The sequence below is a fragment of the Rhodobium gokarnense genome (assembly GCF_025961475.1).
In the GTDB taxonomy this organism is placed as follows: domain Bacteria; phylum Pseudomonadota; class Alphaproteobacteria; order Rhizobiales; family Rhodobiaceae; genus Rhodobium; species Rhodobium gokarnense.
Genome location: NZ_JAOQNS010000005.1, coordinates 157,061 through 172,267, shown reverse-complemented (window position 1 = coordinate 172,267; position 15,207 = coordinate 157,061). Strand labels below are relative to the sequence as shown.

General features: G+C 65.6%; 15 protein-coding genes. 4 read left to right on the top strand and 11 right to left on the bottom strand.

Annotated elements, in window-relative coordinates:
• Positions 1-37: 37 nt before the first annotated feature.
• The 3 genes from hemA to M2319_RS10510 all read left to right on the top strand — a co-directional run bounded on the left by hemA (position 38) and on the right by M2319_RS10510 (position 2,345).
• On the top strand, positions 38-1,252 hold the full coding sequence (hemA, locus tag M2319_RS10520) for a 5-aminolevulinate synthase (protein ID WP_264601414.1): 1,215 nt from the start codon (positions 38-40) through the stop codon (positions 1,250-1,252).
• Positions 1,249-1,773 carry an isopentenyl-diphosphate delta-isomerase gene (gene idi / locus M2319_RS10515; RefSeq protein WP_264601413.1) on the top strand — a complete coding sequence of 175 codons (525 nt, stop codon included), beginning with the start codon at positions 1,249-1,251 and terminating at the stop codon, positions 1,771-1,773. The genes hemA and idi overlap by 4 nt, the downstream gene beginning before the upstream one ends.
• 128 nt (positions 1,774-1,901) lie before the next feature.
• A complete protein-coding gene (locus M2319_RS10510; protein WP_264601412.1) occupies positions 1,902-2,345 on the top strand; it encodes a hypothetical protein in 444 nt (147 codons plus the stop codon).
• Between the two features lie 157 nt (positions 2,346-2,502).
• On the opposite strand, the gene pufC is transcribed toward M2319_RS10510, so the two are convergent.
• The 11 genes from pufC to M2319_RS10455 all read right to left on the bottom strand — a co-directional run bounded on the left by pufC (position 2,503) and on the right by M2319_RS10455 (position 13,511).
• Entirely contained in the window at positions 2,503-3,645 is a 1,143-nt protein-coding gene (gene pufC, locus M2319_RS10505; RefSeq protein ID WP_264601411.1) for a photosynthetic reaction center cytochrome PufC, read from the bottom strand.
• Positions 3,642-4,619, bottom strand: a complete 978-nt coding sequence (gene pufM / locus M2319_RS10500; protein ID WP_264601410.1) for a photosynthetic reaction center subunit M — start codon at positions 4,617-4,619, stop codon at positions 3,642-3,644. Before pufM ends, pufC begins: the two co-directional genes overlap by 4 nt.
• 11 nt (positions 4,620-4,630) lie before the next feature.
• Positions 4,631-5,476, bottom strand: coding sequence for a photosynthetic reaction center subunit L (gene pufL / locus M2319_RS10495; protein WP_264601409.1), 846 nt, complete (start codon positions 5,474-5,476; stop codon positions 4,631-4,633).
• A 114-nt stretch (positions 5,477-5,590) separates the two neighbouring features.
• Positions 5,591-5,791, bottom strand: coding sequence for a light-harvesting antenna LH1, alpha subunit (pufA, locus tag M2319_RS10490; RefSeq protein ID WP_111433971.1), 201 nt, complete (start codon positions 5,789-5,791; stop codon positions 5,591-5,593).
• Between the two features lie 13 nt (positions 5,792-5,804).
• Positions 5,805-6,023 (bottom strand): light-harvesting antenna LH1, beta subunit, encoded by a 219-nt coding sequence (gene pufB / locus M2319_RS10485; protein ID WP_264601408.1) that lies wholly within the window; start codon positions 6,021-6,023, stop codon positions 5,805-5,807.
• Between the two features lie 412 nt (positions 6,024-6,435).
• Positions 6,436-7,887 (bottom strand): chlorophyllide a reductase subunit Z, encoded by a 1,452-nt coding sequence (bchZ, locus tag M2319_RS10480; RefSeq protein ID WP_264601407.1) that lies wholly within the window; start codon positions 7,885-7,887, stop codon positions 6,436-6,438.
• Positions 7,881-9,428: a chlorophyllide a reductase subunit Y gene (gene bchY / locus M2319_RS10475; protein ID WP_264601406.1), complete on the bottom strand. Its 1,548-nt coding sequence runs from the start codon at positions 9,426-9,428 to the stop codon at positions 7,881-7,883. Before bchY ends, bchZ begins: the two co-directional genes overlap by 7 nt.
• Before the next feature lie 8 nt (positions 9,429-9,436).
• Positions 9,437-10,444 carry a chlorophyllide a reductase iron protein subunit X gene (locus M2319_RS10470; RefSeq protein WP_264601405.1) on the bottom strand — a complete coding sequence of 336 codons (1,008 nt, stop codon included), beginning with the start codon at positions 10,442-10,444 and terminating at the stop codon, positions 9,437-9,439.
• A complete protein-coding gene (gene bchC, locus M2319_RS10465) occupies positions 10,441-11,382 on the bottom strand; it encodes a chlorophyll synthesis pathway protein BchC (RefSeq protein ID WP_264601404.1) in 942 nt (313 codons plus the stop codon). Before bchC ends, M2319_RS10470 begins: the two co-directional genes overlap by 4 nt.
• An 87-nt stretch (positions 11,383-11,469) precedes the next feature.
• Positions 11,470-12,579 carry an acetylserotonin O-methyltransferase gene (locus M2319_RS10460; protein ID WP_264601403.1) on the bottom strand — a complete coding sequence of 370 codons (1,110 nt, stop codon included), beginning with the start codon at positions 12,577-12,579 and terminating at the stop codon, positions 11,470-11,472.
• Between the two features lie 59 nt (positions 12,580-12,638).
• Positions 12,639-13,511 (bottom strand): polyprenyl synthetase family protein, encoded by an 873-nt coding sequence (locus M2319_RS10455; protein ID WP_264601402.1) that lies wholly within the window; start codon positions 13,509-13,511, stop codon positions 12,639-12,641.
• Positions 13,512-13,618: 107 nt separating this feature from the next.
• On the opposite strand from M2319_RS10455, the gene crtD reads away from it, so the two are divergent.
• Entirely contained in the window at positions 13,619-15,193 is a 1,575-nt protein-coding gene (gene crtD, locus M2319_RS10450) for a 1-hydroxycarotenoid 3,4-desaturase CrtD (protein WP_264601401.1), read from the top strand.
• Positions 15,194-15,207: the final 14 nt, after the last annotated feature.

Sequence of the window (15,207 nt, the reverse complement as noted above, 5' to 3'; positions counted from 1 at the left end):
GTGGCGCAGTAACGAACCGGTAGCTTTGGAGGTACAAATGGATTTTGACGCGTTCTTCGAGCAGGAGCTTGAGCGCCTTCGCAACGATGGCAACTACCGGATTTTCGCCGACCTGGAACGTCATGCCGGCGCATTCCCGAAGGCCACCCGCTATGACGGGGAAGACACCCAGCACGTTACCGTCTGGTGCTCCAACGACTATCTCGGCATGGGCCAGAACGAGACCGTTCGCACTGCCATGCACGAGGCGATCGAGAAGTGCGGCACCGGTGCCGGCGGCACCCGCAACATCTCCGGGACGAACCACTACCACATCCTCTTGGAGCGCGAGCTCGCCGACCTGCACAACAAGGAAGCCGCGCTGATCTTCACCTCCGGCTACGTCTCCAACTGGGCGACCCTCGGCACGCTCGGCGCCCGGCTCCCGAACTGCGTGATCCTGTCGGATTCCCTCAATCACGCCTCCATGATCGAAGGCATCCGTCATAGCCGCGCTGACAAGGTGATCTGGAACCACAACGACGTCCAGGACCTGGACCGCAAGCTGTCGCTGATCGACCCGTCGCGGCCGAAGCTGGTGGCGTTCGAATCCGTCTACTCGATGGACGGCGACATCGCCCCGATCAAGGAGATCTGCGACGTCTGTGACAAGCACGGCGCCATGACCTATCTCGACGAAGTCCATGCCGTCGGCCTCTACGGCCCGCGCGGTGGCGGCGTTGCCGAGCGCGAAGGTCTGATGGACCGCCTGACCATCATCGAGGGCACGCTGGGCAAGGCGTTCGGCGTCATGGGCGGTTATATCGCCGCCTCGGCGGCCCTGTGCGATTACGTCCGCAGCTTCTCGTCGGGCTTCATCTTCACCACCGCCCTGCCGCCGGCGATCGCCGCGGGCGCCACGGCCAGCATCCGGCACCTGAAGGAGAGCAACGAGGAGCGGATGGCCCAGCGCGACCGCGTCGCCACCGTGCGCGCCCGCTTCGATGCCCTCGGCATCCCGCACATGCCGAACCCGAGCCACATCATCCCGGTGATGGTCGGCGATCCGACCAAGTGCCGCTGGATCAGCGACGTGCTGCTCGACACCTACGGCATCTACATCCAGCCGATCAACTACCCGACCGTCCCGAAGGGCACCGAGCGCCTGCGCATCACGCCGTCGCCGCTGCACTCCGACGACGACATCGACCACCTGGTGCGGGCGATCAACGACCTGTGGTCGCAGTGCGCCCTGGCTCGCCAGGTGGCATGACGGCCCCGGTCATCATACCGGGTATCGCGCGGGACGGTTCGCTGTTCCCGATCGAGAAACTGCGCGCGCACACCGACGCGGTCTTTCATCTGGCCGTGTCGGTGTTCGTCTTCAACGAAGACGGCGAACTGCTGATCCAGCGCCGGGCCGACGGCAAGTATCACTGCGGCGGCAAATGGGCCAACACCTGTTGCACCCATCCGCACTGGCAGGAATGCTCCGCCGCCTCGGCCGGCCGCCGGCTGCACGAGGAGCTGTGCTTCACCGTGCCGCTGCAGGAGCGCAGCGTCGTGGAATATCAGGCCGATGTCGGCTCCGGCCTGCACGAGCACGAGAAGGTGACGGTCTTTACCGGCGTCGCCCCGCGCTCTGTTGGTGACATCGCACCCAATCCGGAAGAGGTCTCCGAGACCCGCTGGGTCGCCCTCGACGACCTGAAGGCGGAGATCGCCGAACGGCCGGACGACTTCACGCCCTGGTTCCGGATCTACCTGGAAAGGTTTCCTGACCTGACTTTCTGAAAAGAAGCGCCCGTTTCCGGGCAAGAAACGACGCCGGTGCCCCGTGGCACCGGCGCTTTTTTTCGCCCTCCGATTGCAATCGGAGGGCGGCGCTGTCAGGCTTCACGAAACGAAGGGGGCGTGGGTCAATGTCGTTCTTCGCTAACGCGAACCTTCGGTTCGGGATAATTAGCGCCGCCGCCGGGCTCGCCCTGGTCGCGGCGTTCGCTGCCGATTCTGAGGCGGCTGAATTCAATGGCACGGGCCGTTGCGTCCTCGTCGTCGATGGCACCACCTATATCGACGGGAGCTGCAACATCGACCTTCAGGCCAATGGAGATTTCGATTTCGACGATGGCCGCCTGCAGACCGAATGCGCCGAATTCGATCTCGGGCCCGGCGAGTGCTCCATGGCCAATACCAAGTTAGTCCGGAACGGGACCTTCGGATCGCTGTCGATCACCGGGCCGGACGTCGGCGACATCTTCTGGAACGAGGGGCGGTACCTGCACGGCCAGGCACGGATCGGCGGCGTTCAACGCCGCGGCGCCTGCTGGCGGAACGACCGGGCGAAGCTCTGCGCCTACCGGTAGGACGCCGACGTTGGCGGATCCGCCTTCCGGGGATTTCCCAAAGGAATGAACTGTCGGCTCGCCGGCAAACGGACAAAAAATCCAAAAAGAAAGGGGAGGGCCGTGGCCCTCCCCGATTTGGTTGGGGGTCCGGGCGGCGTGGCGCCCGGCCCTGTCGTCAGTTGACCGCCAGTTGGGTCGACGCCTCGGTGGTGCCGGCGTCGGAGGTCTTGTCCTCTTCCATCGGCAGCAGCCGTTCGGTCTCGCCTTCCTTCCAGGTCGTGAAGTCCGGCACGCCGGTAAAGGTCTTCGCGCCGAGGCCCTTCAGGTAGTCCTGCACCATCGGTGCGCCATAGAGCGGCTTCTGGACGCCGTTGTGGCAGGTGGCACAGTTGACCTTGAGGATGTCGCCCTCAGGACCGATACGGTTGGCCGGCATGACCGGGGTCATCGGTGCCATGTAGTCGTTGTTGAGGGCGCGGGTCAGGCGGATGCCATGCCAGGCGGTGACGCGCTGCGGCGGGCTCTCGTCCCAGTTGTCGAAGGCGCGGGTGTTGTGGCAGGTGATGCAGCCGACACCCAGTCCCTCGGACATATGGATCATGAGGCCGAAGGTCCGCTCTGCGTCGGTCAGGTCGGTCTTGTTCTCGCCGTTCGGCAGCGCCGACTTGGAGTGAACGAGAAGCGACTTGTCGCCGAGCAGGTAGTTGTCGAAGCCGCCATTCGGCAGCGCCGTATGGCCGGCCGTTTCCGCGACGATGTTCTGGTCGGCGCGGTAGCCGAGATATCCGGCCGTCTTCGGGCCGAGATCGGTCGACCACGTCTCCGGCGGGATGTTCTGGCCGCGGTGGCAGGTGTAGCAGGTGACGCCCGTCTCCGCGACGTGGGTTTTCCAGTCCTCGTTGATGGCCTGGGTCATCTGCAGCATGCGCCGCGAAACGACCTTGGTATAGACCGCGTCGGAGGCCAGGTTCTCCGGATCATGACAGTAGTTGCAGTCATTGTCCGGAGTGGTCCACTGGGTGATGGCCATCATCAGCTGGTTGAATTCGTCCTCGGACAGGTGCCCGAGAACCTGGACGTTCTCGTAGACGTCGCCGGCCTTGTTGCCTTCCGGATCCGGCTCGTAGGGCACGCCCGGAACGACGTTGGCCTTGACGAGGGCAGCCTCGTCTTCCTGGTCCTTGATGTCGTACATGCCGGTACCGCGATAACCGATCTGCGTGACCGTCTGCGGCGGCAGATCCCAGTGCGGCATGACCACCATCGCGACCGCCATCAGAACGGCGGCGGCAACGGCAAAGGGTATCCAGAGTCTCATTGTGCCGCTCCTGCAATAGACGGATCCACGACACCCGGGAAGACATCGGGCAGCGGCGCGACGATGCCGTGCTTAATGCCCCACAGGTACCAGTTGTCGACCACCGTACCTGTCAGCAGGATGCCGATCGCGCCGGTCAGCGGGGTCAGCACCGCGAACCACCAGGCCCAGCGGTGGATGGATTCCATCGTGGCGTTCCAGCCCATGGTCCAGCGCCAGAACAGGGCACCGCGTTCGGAAGCCGTACCGCGGTCCGTGATCTGCTCCAGCTCGCGGTCGCCGCCATAGCGTCCGACCGAGAGCACCGTGCCGGCATGCATGGCGAACAGGAGGGCGGAGCCGTAAAGGAAGGCGATCGAAAGGGCGTGGAACGGGTTGTAGTAGAGGTTGCCGTAGCGGATCGAGAAAGCGGTCGTCCAGTCGAGGTGCGGGAAGATGCCGAACGGCACCGCCTCGGCCCAGCTTCCCATCATCAGCGGCCGGATGAAGCCGAGCGACAGGAACAGGAAGATCGCGGACGCGAACGCCCAGGCAACGTGGGTGCCCAGCTCGAGCTGCCGGGCGCGCACATACATGCGGGCCCACCACAGGAGGATGGACAGGGTCAGGAAGAAGCCTGTCACCAGCCACCAGCCGCCTTCGTTCAGCGGCACCATGATCTGCAGGCCGTATTTCGCCGGGGGCGGCTCAAGCGCGAGCCAGAAGAGCTGGCGGATGAACTGGATCGGATCCCAGCCCACGGACGCCAGCATATTGAGGCCGATGATCGAGACGGCCATGGCGCCGAAGACGAGCGAGAAGAACCCGAGCGTTCCGAGATAGATCGGGCCGATCTGCGCAATGCCGATCTTGCCGACCCAGTACTCGAAGAACGGTGTACCCCAACGCTTGCTGTCTCCCGGAGGCAGCGGCACGCCGGTCTCGGGATGTCCCCTGACCTGCACCGCCGTGAAGATGTTTTGATATTCGGACATCGTGGATCTCCTTAGCTCCAGAAGGGCAGGTCAAGCCACCAGTTCCACCACTGCGGCCAACCCTTGGTCCACAGCGGTCCGCTGATGACGATGCACACCGCACTCCAGAAACCGGCGTTGATTGCGAGCAGGAGGCCAAGACGGTGAATGCCGAGAGCGCCGATCGAGTAACCGACGGCGTCGCGGAAGAACGTGTCTTCGTAATCGGCCACCTTGACGGAGCCGCGGACCTTCGGATCGTGCCGGGACCGGCCCGGATTGGACGCCGAAAGGATCAGGCCGCCATGCATTGCCAGCGCCAGACACGTCGTGAAGAAGAACGTGATCGCCAGCATGTGGGCAGGATTGTAGTGGAAGTGCAGATATTGGTAGCCGACGTTCGACACCCAGTCGAGATGGCTGAAGATGCCGTACGGGAAGCCATGGCCCCAGGCGCCAAGCAGAACCGGACGAATGACCACCAGCGTGAAATACGCGAAGATCGCCACGCCGAACGCGAACGGAACATGGTAGCCGATGCCGAGCTTGCGGCAGATTTCCACCTCGCGCAGGGCCCAGGACACGAACGCGCCGAGTGCGCAGATCGTAATGATCTGCCACAGGCCGCCTTTCGCGAGGGGGGCAAGGGCGAGGCCATAGCTGAGATCGGGGGGCGCAATGGAAATGCGCCAGATATTCCACGTCGGGCCAAGCGCCGCGCCATAGAGGATGAGCGCCGTCCCGAGGATCGTGAAAAATGCGGTCGTGACACCGAAGAAACCAACGTAGAACGGCCCGACCCAGAAATCAAAAAGGTCTCCGCCGATCAACGTTCCTCCTCGGACACGATATTTACGTTCGAAGCTGAGTAGTGCCATCATTTTTCTCCACGCCGAATTGAACGGACGGGCGGCTTCCGTTGCTTGTCGGGGTCGCGACGGGCCGGCGGGCGCCAGGAACGCGCCAGACGGCCCGTCGCGTTTGCATGCGCACTATCCGATAAGCCGAAGAGGCTCCACAGGCGACGAGATGGACTGTTCAACCGAAGCGGCCTTGTAGGGGTTACCCTCGAGCCAGTTGAACTTCTCGGTGCCGAGCAGGATCATGTGGATCAGGATGGCGAGAACGAAAAGAAAAACGCTCAGAGCCACCAGGACCCGGCGAGGATCAAAGAGCGTCCAGATCTTATACATGGCGTCTTCTCCTCTACGAGATCATCGGAATGAAAGTGGAGACCGCCTGGCCAACGTCGGAGAGCGACGCGTAACCCTGCGGACCCGGGATCCACGGGCGCCACATCCAGGCCAGGAAATGCGCGATGATCGCGATCACCAGGAAGATAACGAAGCCTTGGATGAAGAGCTTATGGAACTCCTGAGCCTCGCTGTCGGAGAAACCCGAAAGCGTGCTGTTGTCACTGGCCATAAGAATTCCCTCCTATTTACCAGTTCCGCGGGACCCCCACGGCGGGGTGTGCCTCCAACCAGACCCAGCGGGACATGGCCTTCGGCGTTCTTGCCGGAGTGGACCCGGCAAACTCGTGGCTAGCGCATGAATGCGTAGCCGGCTGCGATCTGGGCGGCACTCGTCGCCCTCGCCAACAGCGAGGGGCGCTTCGCGTCGCCAAGATTTCGGTTACGTCCCGGGCGCCGGATCAGAGCCATGAACGGTGCGGCGAGCAGGTACATGGCGATGAAAACGACAACCACGACGTGATATTCGAGACTGTCCCTGAAGCCGAGCTTCGGGCCACAATCACGGCTTCTCGAACATCCGTAAGCCATTGTCAGTCCTCCAGTTCCCCCGAGCATCCGGCTCCGGGACGTGAATGCTTTCCTCAGGCTGCGCGCTCCGAAACGCGGCTGCGCGCTGCCTCCACATGATGTTTCTCGACCCGCTCGTTGCCGTCGCGCCGGGCATCGTCCTCGGCCGCGTCGCGCAGCCGCTTGGCCGCTGAAATCCGAACCAGAACCGGCTGCTTGGCGACCAGCCGGTCGAGTTCCGCCTTTGCCTCTTCCGCCCAGGCGAGCTCGCGGTGCTTGCGCGTCGGCGTCGCCTCGACCTTGTCGAGCTCGCTCGACAGCGGCAGGATGTTGAACAGCGCGTCGAACAGGCCGTTGCAGACTTCCTGGATGGCGTAGGCGGCGCCGGAATAGCCCATGAACGGCGTGCCAAGGTGCCGGCGGATGATCGCGCCCGGGAAGGACGCGGGAACGTAGATCGCCTTCGACCCGGTCTCGGCGAGATACATGCGCTCGTTGTAGGAGCCGAAGAGGATCAGCGGCGGCGTCTCGTGGATCGCCTGGCGGATCGACTGGTTGTCGGGCTTCACCCCGGCGCGGCGCTGGAACGAGAAGGCGCAGGGCATGCCAAGCTCGTCTTCCAGGAAATGCCGGATGCCGCGCTCATAGGTCTCGCTGGCAACGATCGCAAAGCTCGCCGTGGCGAAGAAGTCCTGGGTCACCGAGCGCCACAAATCCCACATCGGCTTCAGCGTCGTGTGCTTTTCCCGGGCGATGAAGGGCTGCGGGTCGAGGTCCAGCATCTCGCCGAGCGTTTCCAGGAACGCGGTCGTCGAATGGATGCCGATCGGTGCTTGCAGGTAGGGCCGGTCGAGGGCTTCGCAGAGCAGCCGGCCGAACTCCCGGTACATGCAGATATTGACGTCGGCATTGGCCAGCTTGGCGACGTCCGCAAGGTGACTGCCGAGCGGGAACACCATGTTGATTTCCGCGCCGATGCCTTCGACCAGGCGGCGGATTTCAGCCAGATCGGACGGCATGTTGAAGGTGCCGTACATCGGGCCGATGATGTTGACCTTCGGCTTCTCACCGTCCTTGCGCGTGCGCTCTTTGACCTTGCCCTTCTTCGGGCCGTATTCGGTCCACAGCCACTTCAGGGCGCGGTCGGCGCTCTGCCACTGGTCTTCGTCGATGGTGCGCGGCAGGAAGCGCTGGATGTTGGTGCCTTCCGGGGTGACGCCGCCGCCGATCATTTCCGCGATCGAGCCTGTGACGACGACCGCCGGCAGGTCCGGATCGAGCACTTCGCGGGCCCGCTTCATGGCGCCTTCGGTGCCGTGCTGGCCAAGTTCTTCCTCGCCGAGGCCGGTGACGACGATCGGCAGCTCGTGCGGCGGCAGCGCGTCGGTGTAATGCAGCACCGAGGTCACCGGCAGGTTCTCGCAGCCGACCGGGCCGTCGATGATGACCTGCAGGCCCTTGATCGCGGTGAAGGCGTAGACGGAACCCCAGTAGCCGCCGGCGCGGTCGAGATCGAGGATCAGCATCCCACGGCCTCCCCGTTGTCGACGGCGTTGGTCTGGCGTTTGGCCTTGGCCGCGTATTTCTTGCGGAAGGCCGAGCGGTCGGCCGGAACGTCTTCCCAGACGCCCGCATTATCGCCCGCGCCGACGCCCTCGAAGAACGCCGTCATGCGGTCGAAGCGCGGCTTGTTGGCGATCGCACCGTTGACGATCTGGGCCAGCGAGCCGGCACCGGCGGGACCCATCAGCGGCCGGGCCGAGATCAGGTTGGTGAAGTAGAGCGCCGGCGTCGAGGCTTCCTTGGCGTGCTGCACCACCGGCGTCGTGCCGACGGCGAGGTCCGGACGGAATTCCTCAAAGGCCGCGATGTCCTGTTCCAGCGAGGCGCGGTACTGCACATGGACGCCGTGGGCTTCCAGCCAGGCCGCGTCGTCCGCCGAATGCGGCGTCTTCGGGCAGGCGGTGCCCACATAGCGAAGGTCCGCGCCGCTTTCCACCAGCAGCCGGCCGACGAGGAGTTCGGAACCCTCATAGCCGGAGAGCGTGATCCTGCCGGTGATCGGGGCGCCGGCAAGGGCGCCGCGGATTGCCGGAAGGATGCCGTTGCGGGCGCGGTCGATGTCCTTCTGCGGCACGTTGGCGAGCCGCCCGACCGCCTCCATCCAGGCATTCGTTCCCTCATAGCCGACCGGGGCCGATCCGGTGATCGGACGCCCGGCCTTGGCGAAGGCGCGCAGCGAGGCGGTGTAGAATGGGTGAATGGCGGCAACGGCCACGCAATCGAGGGCGGTGTACAGCTCACGCCATTCACGCACGGGCACCACTGTGCCGGCCGCAAGACCCATCGGCTCCAGAAGGGCGCCGATGGTCATCGGGTCGGCCGGGAACATTTCCCCGACCAGCGTCACGGTCGGCCGCTCTTCAAGGCCGTCTCGCGGTGCCTGGACCGGCCCGCTGCGGGCCTCCGTCAATGCGTATTCCAGCATGGCACCGCTGAGCGTGTCCTTGGCTTCCGCATGGGTCGGAACGCCGAAGCCGGGCACGTCGATGCCGACGATGCGCACGCCGTTGATCTCTTTCGGCAGCATCTGAAGCGGCACGCCGGACGCCGTCGGAACGCACAGATTGGTGACCACGATCGCGTCGTACTGCGCCGGGTCGGCCATCTGCTCGACGGCTTCGCGGATGTCCTCAAAGAGCTTGCCGGTGACCAGCGTCTCGGAGTTGAACGGCACGTAGCCGACCGGCCGCCTTGCGCCGTAGAAATGGGAGGTGAAGGTGAGGCCGTAGACGCAGCAGGCCGAACCGGAGAGGATCGTTGCCACCCGGCGCATGCGAAGGCCGACGCGCAGCGAGCCGAAGGCCGGGCACATCGACTGCGGCCGGTCGTGCGGGCCCTTCGGATAGTCCTGTTCCAGGCGCTCCAGCACCTCGGCCTTGCCGGACGCCATCGCCGCCGCCTTCAGCTTTTCCGCGCCCGCATGGCAGCCAAGGCCCTCGGCCTCCGGCGCGTCCGCGGGAGTGGTGTCGGCTGTCTGATGGGCACGGATGGCGTCGTCGGTCATGGCTGGGCTCAGACCTCGTCGTAGATGACTTCGAGGGAGGGCTTGTTCAGCGTCGAGGCCGCGCACATGTCCTCCTGCGTCGCCGGAACGAGCGCAAAACCGGTTTCCGAATCCTCCGTATCGAAGAGACCGAGCAGGTCGTCCTGGCTGAGCGGGGTCGGCCGCGTCGGCGGGGCGACGCACAGATTCTCCGAGAGGGCCTCGAAGAGGGGCGCCCATTCGCCGCCGGGATAGCCGATGATCTGGTAGTTGGCGCTCTTGCGCCGGATGTCCTCGTGCTGCGGGATCGAGGCGAGCACCGGGATGCCGGCCGCCTTGGCAAAGGCGTGCGCCTCGCCGGTGCCGTCGTCCTTGTTGACCACCATGCCGGCGACGCCGACATTGCCGCCGAGCTTGCGGAAATATTCCACCGCCGAGCACACATTGTTGGCGACGTAGAGCGACTGCAGGTCGTTGGCGCCGACGACGACCACCTTCTGGCACATGTCGCGGGCGATCGGCAGGCCGAAGCCGCCGCACACCACGTCGCCGAGGAAGTCGAGCAGCACGTAGTCGAAGTCCCACTCGTGGAAGCCGAGCTTTTCCAGAATCTCGAAGCCGTGGATGATGCCGCGTCCGCCGCAGCCGCGGCCCACTTCCGGACCGCCGAGCTCCATGGCGAAGACGCCGTCGCGCTTGAAGCACACGTCGCCGATGGCGACCTCTTCGCCGGCCGCCTTCTTCTTCGACGAGGTCTCGATGATGGTCGGGCAGGCGCGGCCGCCGAACAGCAGCGAGGTCGTATCGCTCTTCGGATCGCAGCCGATCAGCAGCACCTTCTTGCCGAGCTGCGCGAGCATGTAGGAAAGGTTGGCGAGCGTGAAGCTCTTGCCGATGCCGCCCTTGCCGTAGATGGCGATGATCTGCGTTTCCTTGGTCGCCTCGCCGGTCACCACCGGATCCGGATCGATCTCGGCTTCCTGGCGGAGCTGATCGTCGATGGCCTCTATCGATGCCTTGGGCATACCTTCGGTCATGACACGCTCCTCCAGTTCAGAACCATCTTCAGGCAGTCCGGATCACCGAAGGCGATCTCATAGGCGCGCGGCGCGTCGGCAGCGGCCATGCGATGGGTGATCAGACCGTCGAGCGACAAGGTCCCGCTATCGATAAGGCGGAGGACCTCGACGACGTTTTCCGGCTTGAATTGCGCCGCGATCCGGAACTGCGCCTCGCGCATGAAGGCGGGCGGGAACACGAAGCTGAGCGGCAGGTGGTAGAAGCCGGCAAGCGTGATGATTCCGTTCTGAGCGAGGTGGGGAATCACCTTGTCGAGAATTTCGTGGTCGCCGCTGGCGTCCAGGATCGCGCGGTAGCCGGCATTGCCGTCGCTGTCCGGCGCGATGACCTGATAGGGGTGGTCGCCCGCGCGGCGCTGCGGGTTGGCCTCCCAGACGACCGGGGCGGGGTGGCCGAGCGCGACGATGATGCGCGCAATCAGCCGGCCGAGGACGCCGTGGCCGATGACGAGTTCGGGAGCGCGTGCACCGCCGATGGCGATGGCATGGTGGGCGGTGGCGGCGAGCGCGAGAAGCACGCCCTGTTCGCCGAGCGCATCCGGCACCCGGTAGGTGCGCGAGCTGCAGACCTGGACCTGCGATGCGGAGGCGCCGAACAGGCCGTTGACGCCCTCGTAGCAGCGCGCACCGGGCACGAACACCATGTCGCCGACCTTGCGGCCTGCGCCTTCGGGCGCATCAGAAACGATGCCGACGGCCTCGTAGCCGGGAACCAGCGGATAGCCCATTCCGGGGAAGCTCGGCATGCGGCCTTCATAGAGCAGCTTTTCCGTGCCGGTGCTGATGCCGGACCACAGAATGTCCACGACGATATCGCTCGGCTGACGCTCCGAAAGCGTCACCTCTGCGAGCTCTAACGTGCAAGGTTTGCTCAGTACGACCGCGGTTGTGCTCATAGGCCTCCACGCGGCTCCATTGGCCGCGCCTCCCACATGTCATCTTAGATTTACGTCAGTGCATGTCAACTTTAATTTACAGCACTGTTAAGGGTGCGCGACAATGACGCTGGCAAAAATGGGGCGCCGGGTTTTGCGCCACTCGATGCCTGAAAAACCTGCTTTTTCCAGCAATTCGGTCAGTTCCGCCGGGGACCGGCAGCGGCCCGATTTCATGGCAAGAAAATAGAAACTGAAATAGGCCGCGGCGGACCCCGCGCCGCCCTCTGGTCCAGCCATCGGCTCTGCAATCAAAAGTGTAGAATCCCGGTGCATGGACCTGTGGAGATTGCGTAAGAGCGCAACCACCGCGTCATCGTCGTGGTCGCAGACGATTCGGATGAGGGTGACGAGGTCGGCGCCGAAGGGCAGGGGGTCGGAAAAGAAGTCGCCTGAGTGGACGCTGGCCCGTTCCGCGAGGCCGGCCCCGGCGAATCGGGTCCCGGCCAGCGGCGCGACGGCCGGCAGGTCGAACAGCCAGAGCTGCGGCTTGCGGCTCCTGGCGCCCAGCGCCCGTAAGAACGCACCGTCGCCGCCGCCGACATCGAGCACGACGTTGTGCCGCCCGGCCGGATAGGCGGACAGCACTTCTTCGGCGACGAGGTCCTGGCTGAGGCCCATGAGGTCGGAATAGACGCCGGCACCGGCATCGGTCACCTCGTCGGCGCGCCCGCCGGCATAGGCCCAGAAGTCGGCCGTCTCGGTGCGGCCGGCATTGCCGCGGAGGAGCGCCAGCGGGTCGGCGAGGTCGCGGTAGAGCATGGCGTGGTGGCGGATCATCGCCGCGATGCCCGCATTGCCGGCAACGACGGCGCCGAAATCGTCGAGCCGCCAGCGCCCGTCGCGGGCCTTGCGGATCAGCTTCAGTTCCGCCGCCGCGGTCGTCAAAAGGTTGGCTGCGCGCCGGTTCAGCCGGCACATGGCGGCGATCTCGGCCGTCGTTGCCGGATCCGCCTTCAGCTTGTCAAAGAGGCCGAGTTCGACGCAGGAGAACAGCACCTGCGAGTAGATGAACCCGGAGGTGAGGTCGAACAGGGACCGGGTCCGCGCCCCGGCGATCCGATTGACGAAGGGCAGGCGCGCGGCGAGGGACTGGAAACCGGGCCTCGCGACCAGACCGGACCGCCAGTCGCGCAGGCGATCGGCGAGGGACGGCATGGTCCGGGGCGGTCTGTCCGATGATGTCGAGATCGTCGTTTCCGCCATGAGCTTCCGAGTTAGGCGGCGTTCTGGGCGAGACTCTTCGGCCGCAGGCGTTTCGCCTCCGATTTGATCAGTTGTTCAAGCTGTGCCGAGCCGGGGCAGGGCGGGATCGCGTCGACGGCGGCCTGGACGTGACCGACGAGCCGCGCAAGGGCGCCTTCGATGCCGAGTTCGGCGACGGCGTTGGGCCGGCAGTTGCGTTCGTCCTGACCGATCGGCTTGCCGAGTTCGCTCTCGCTCGAGACGGCGTCGCGCAGGTCGTCGGCCACCTGATAGGCGTTGCCGAGCGCGTCGCCGACGCCGTACCAGACCTGGGGATCGGAGCCGGCGGCGATGGCGCCGGCCGTCGTGGCGCAACTGAACAGGGCCGTCGTCTTGGCCCGGTGATAGTCTTCCAGCACGATCTCCGGCTCGCTCTCCCAGGCCTGGCCGGCGACGATGCCGTAGGGCATGCCGACCGAGCGCCCGAGGGTGGAGATCAGTGGCCCGATCCGCTCCGGCACGGTGGCGCATTCCCGGGCGATGGTCTCGAAGGCGAGCACGATGAGGGCATCGCCCGCCAGAAGCGCGAGCGGCTCGCCGAACGCCTCATGCACCGTCGGCTTGCCGCGGCGCAGGTCCGCATTGTCGAAGCAGGGCATGTCATCATGGACGAGTGAGGCACAATGTAGCAGCTCGATCGCCGCCGCAGCGGCGTCGGAGGCTTCCGGTGCCGGGTCGCCGCAGGAATAGGCGACGGCGAGGCAGAGCCGGGGACGCACCCGCGCGCCGCCGGGAAACACGCTGTAGCGCATCGCCTCGACGAGCTGTTTCGGCTGGCCGTTGTTGCCCGCAGCGTAGGAGAGTGCCCGCTCCAGGGCCCGCTCGATCCTGGCTTGGACGTCCATCGGAGCACTCCTTCCCGCAGTGTGCGTCAATTTACATTTACAGAGCCAAATGTCACATTAGATTGACAGATCATATCGAGATGTCAACGTGCGTGGGTTCCGTAGAAATGACTAGGTCGCCGCACTCCTCGAGCGATGTCGTCATCGTCGGCGCCGGGATGGGCGGGCTTGCTGCGGCGGTCGTGCTCTCGGCCCGCGGCCTGCCCGTGCGCGTCATCGAAAAGGCGGCCGCCCCGGGCGGCAAGATCCGCACCATCGCGGTCGGCGGCGCCGAGGTCGATTCCGGCCCGACGGTCATGACCATGAAATGGGTGTTCGACGAGCTGCTGGAACCGGCGGGGACGTCGCTTGAGGCCGAAGTCGGTCTCGCCACGGCGTCGATCCTTGCCCGCCACGGCTGGCAGGACGGCGCCCGCCTCGACCTCTTTGCAGACACCAACGACAGCTACGCCGCGATCGCCGCCTTTTCCGATCGCCGCAACGCCGACGGCTATCTGCGCCTTTGCGAGGAGTCCGCGCGCATCTACAAGCTGCTGCAGCGGACCTTCATCGCCGACACGCGGCCGAACCCGGTGCAGCTTGCCAGCCGCCTCGGCGCCGGCAGCCTGGGCGCCATCCGCCAGATCAAGCCGTTCTCAACCCTGTGGAAATCCCTCGGCGATTATTTCCCCGACAGGCGCCTGCGCCAGCTCTTCGGCCGCTACGCCACCTATTGCGGCTCCTCGCCCTTCGAGGCGCCGGCAACGCTGATGCTGATCTCCCACGTGGAGCAGGACGGCGTCTGGCTGGTCGAGGGCGGCATGCACCGGTTGCCGCTGGCGATCGCCGCGGTGGCGGAACGGGCGGGCGCCCGCTTCGACTATGGCCGCGGCGTCGCCAGGGTCCTGACCGACAGCGACGGCGTCACCGGCGTGCGCCTCGACGACGGTGAAGTGATCGAGGCCGGTGCCGTCATCTTCAACGGCGACATGTCCGCCCTTGCTGCGGGTGAACTCGGCGACGTCGATACCGGGCTAAAGCCCACCTCGCGCGGACGCCGCTCGCTCTCGGCGATGACCTGGTCCGCCTCGGGCGCCACCACCGGTTTCCCGCTCAGCCGTCACAACGTTTTCTTCTCAAACGACTACAAGGCCGAGTTCGACGCCCTCTTCAAGCGCCGGGCCGTGCCGCGCGAGCCGACGGTCTATCTCTGCGCACAAGGCCGCAACGACCGCGGCGAGCGCATCGACGCTGCTCCCGGCGCCACGCCCGACGATGGCGAACCCCTGTTTTTCCTGATCAACGCGCCGGCGATCGGCGACGCCCACGAATATGCCGAAAGCGAGATTGAACGATGTCTGGACGCGATGGTGCGGGTGCTGGAACGGTGCGGCCTGACGGTCAACGAGGCCTTGAGCGGGGGCGTGACGACGACGCCGACGGGCTTTGCCCGGATGTTTCCGGCGACCGGCGGGGCGCTCTACGGCCCGGCCTCGCACGGATGGATGTCGTCGTTCCAGCGGCCGGGGGCGAAGACGAGCGTGCCGGGGCTCTACATGGCGGGCGGCAGCGTGCATCCCGGACCGGGCATACCGATGGCGGCGCTGTCGGGCCGGATCGCGGCGGAGACGTTGATGGCCGACCGCGATTCGACGCCGACGTCGCGCCGGGCGGGTACCTCTGGTGGTACGTCGACGGACTGAGCGACTGCGGCCGG

What these genes read in the sequence shown, in the direction of transcription:
- M2319_RS10510 (WP_264601412.1), top strand. Translation starts at nt 1,902, where the DNA reads ATGTCGTTCTTCGCTAACGCGAACCTTCGGTTCGGGATAATTAGCGCC.
- idi (WP_264601413.1), top strand. Translation starts at nt 1,249, where the DNA reads ATGACGGCCCCGGTCATCATACCGGGTATCGCGCGGGACGGTTCGCTG.
- hemA (WP_264601414.1), top strand. Translation starts at nt 38, where the DNA reads ATGGATTTTGACGCGTTCTTCGAGCAGGAGCTTGAGCGCCTTCGCAAC.
- pufM (WP_264601410.1), bottom strand. Translation starts at nt 4,619, where the DNA reads ATGTCCGAATATCAAAACATCTTCACGGCGGTGCAGGTCAGGGGACAT.
- M2319_RS10470 (WP_264601405.1), bottom strand. Translation starts at nt 10,444, where the DNA reads ATGACCGAAGGTATGCCCAAGGCATCGATAGAGGCCATCGACGATCAG.
- pufA (WP_111433971.1), bottom strand. Translation starts at nt 5,791, where the DNA reads ATGTATAAGATCTGGACGCTCTTTGATCCTCGCCGGGTCCTGGTGGCT.
- M2319_RS10460 (WP_264601403.1), bottom strand. Translation starts at nt 12,579, where the DNA reads ATGCCGTCCCTCGCCGATCGCCTGCGCGACTGGCGGTCCGGTCTGGTC.
- pufL (WP_264601409.1), bottom strand. Translation starts at nt 5,476, where the DNA reads ATGGCACTACTCAGCTTCGAACGTAAATATCGTGTCCGAGGAGGAACG.
- bchC (WP_264601404.1), bottom strand. Translation starts at nt 11,382, where the DNA reads ATGAGCACAACCGCGGTCGTACTGAGCAAACCTTGCACGTTAGAGCTC.
- crtD (WP_264601401.1), top strand. Translation starts at nt 13,619, where the DNA reads ATGACTAGGTCGCCGCACTCCTCGAGCGATGTCGTCATCGTCGGCGCC.
- pufC (WP_264601411.1), bottom strand. Translation starts at nt 3,645, where the DNA reads ATGAGACTCTGGATACCCTTTGCCGTTGCCGCCGCCGTTCTGATGGCG.
- pufB (WP_264601408.1), bottom strand. Translation starts at nt 6,023, where the DNA reads ATGGCCAGTGACAACAGCACGCTTTCGGGTTTCTCCGACAGCGAGGCT.
- M2319_RS10455 (WP_264601402.1), bottom strand. Translation starts at nt 13,511, where the DNA reads ATGGACGTCCAAGCCAGGATCGAGCGGGCCCTGGAGCGGGCACTCTCC.
- bchY (WP_264601406.1), bottom strand. Translation starts at nt 9,428, where the DNA reads ATGACCGACGACGCCATCCGTGCCCATCAGACAGCCGACACCACTCCC.
- bchZ (WP_264601407.1), bottom strand. Translation starts at nt 7,887, where the DNA reads ATGCTGATCCTCGATCTCGACCGCGCCGGCGGCTACTGGGGTTCCGTC.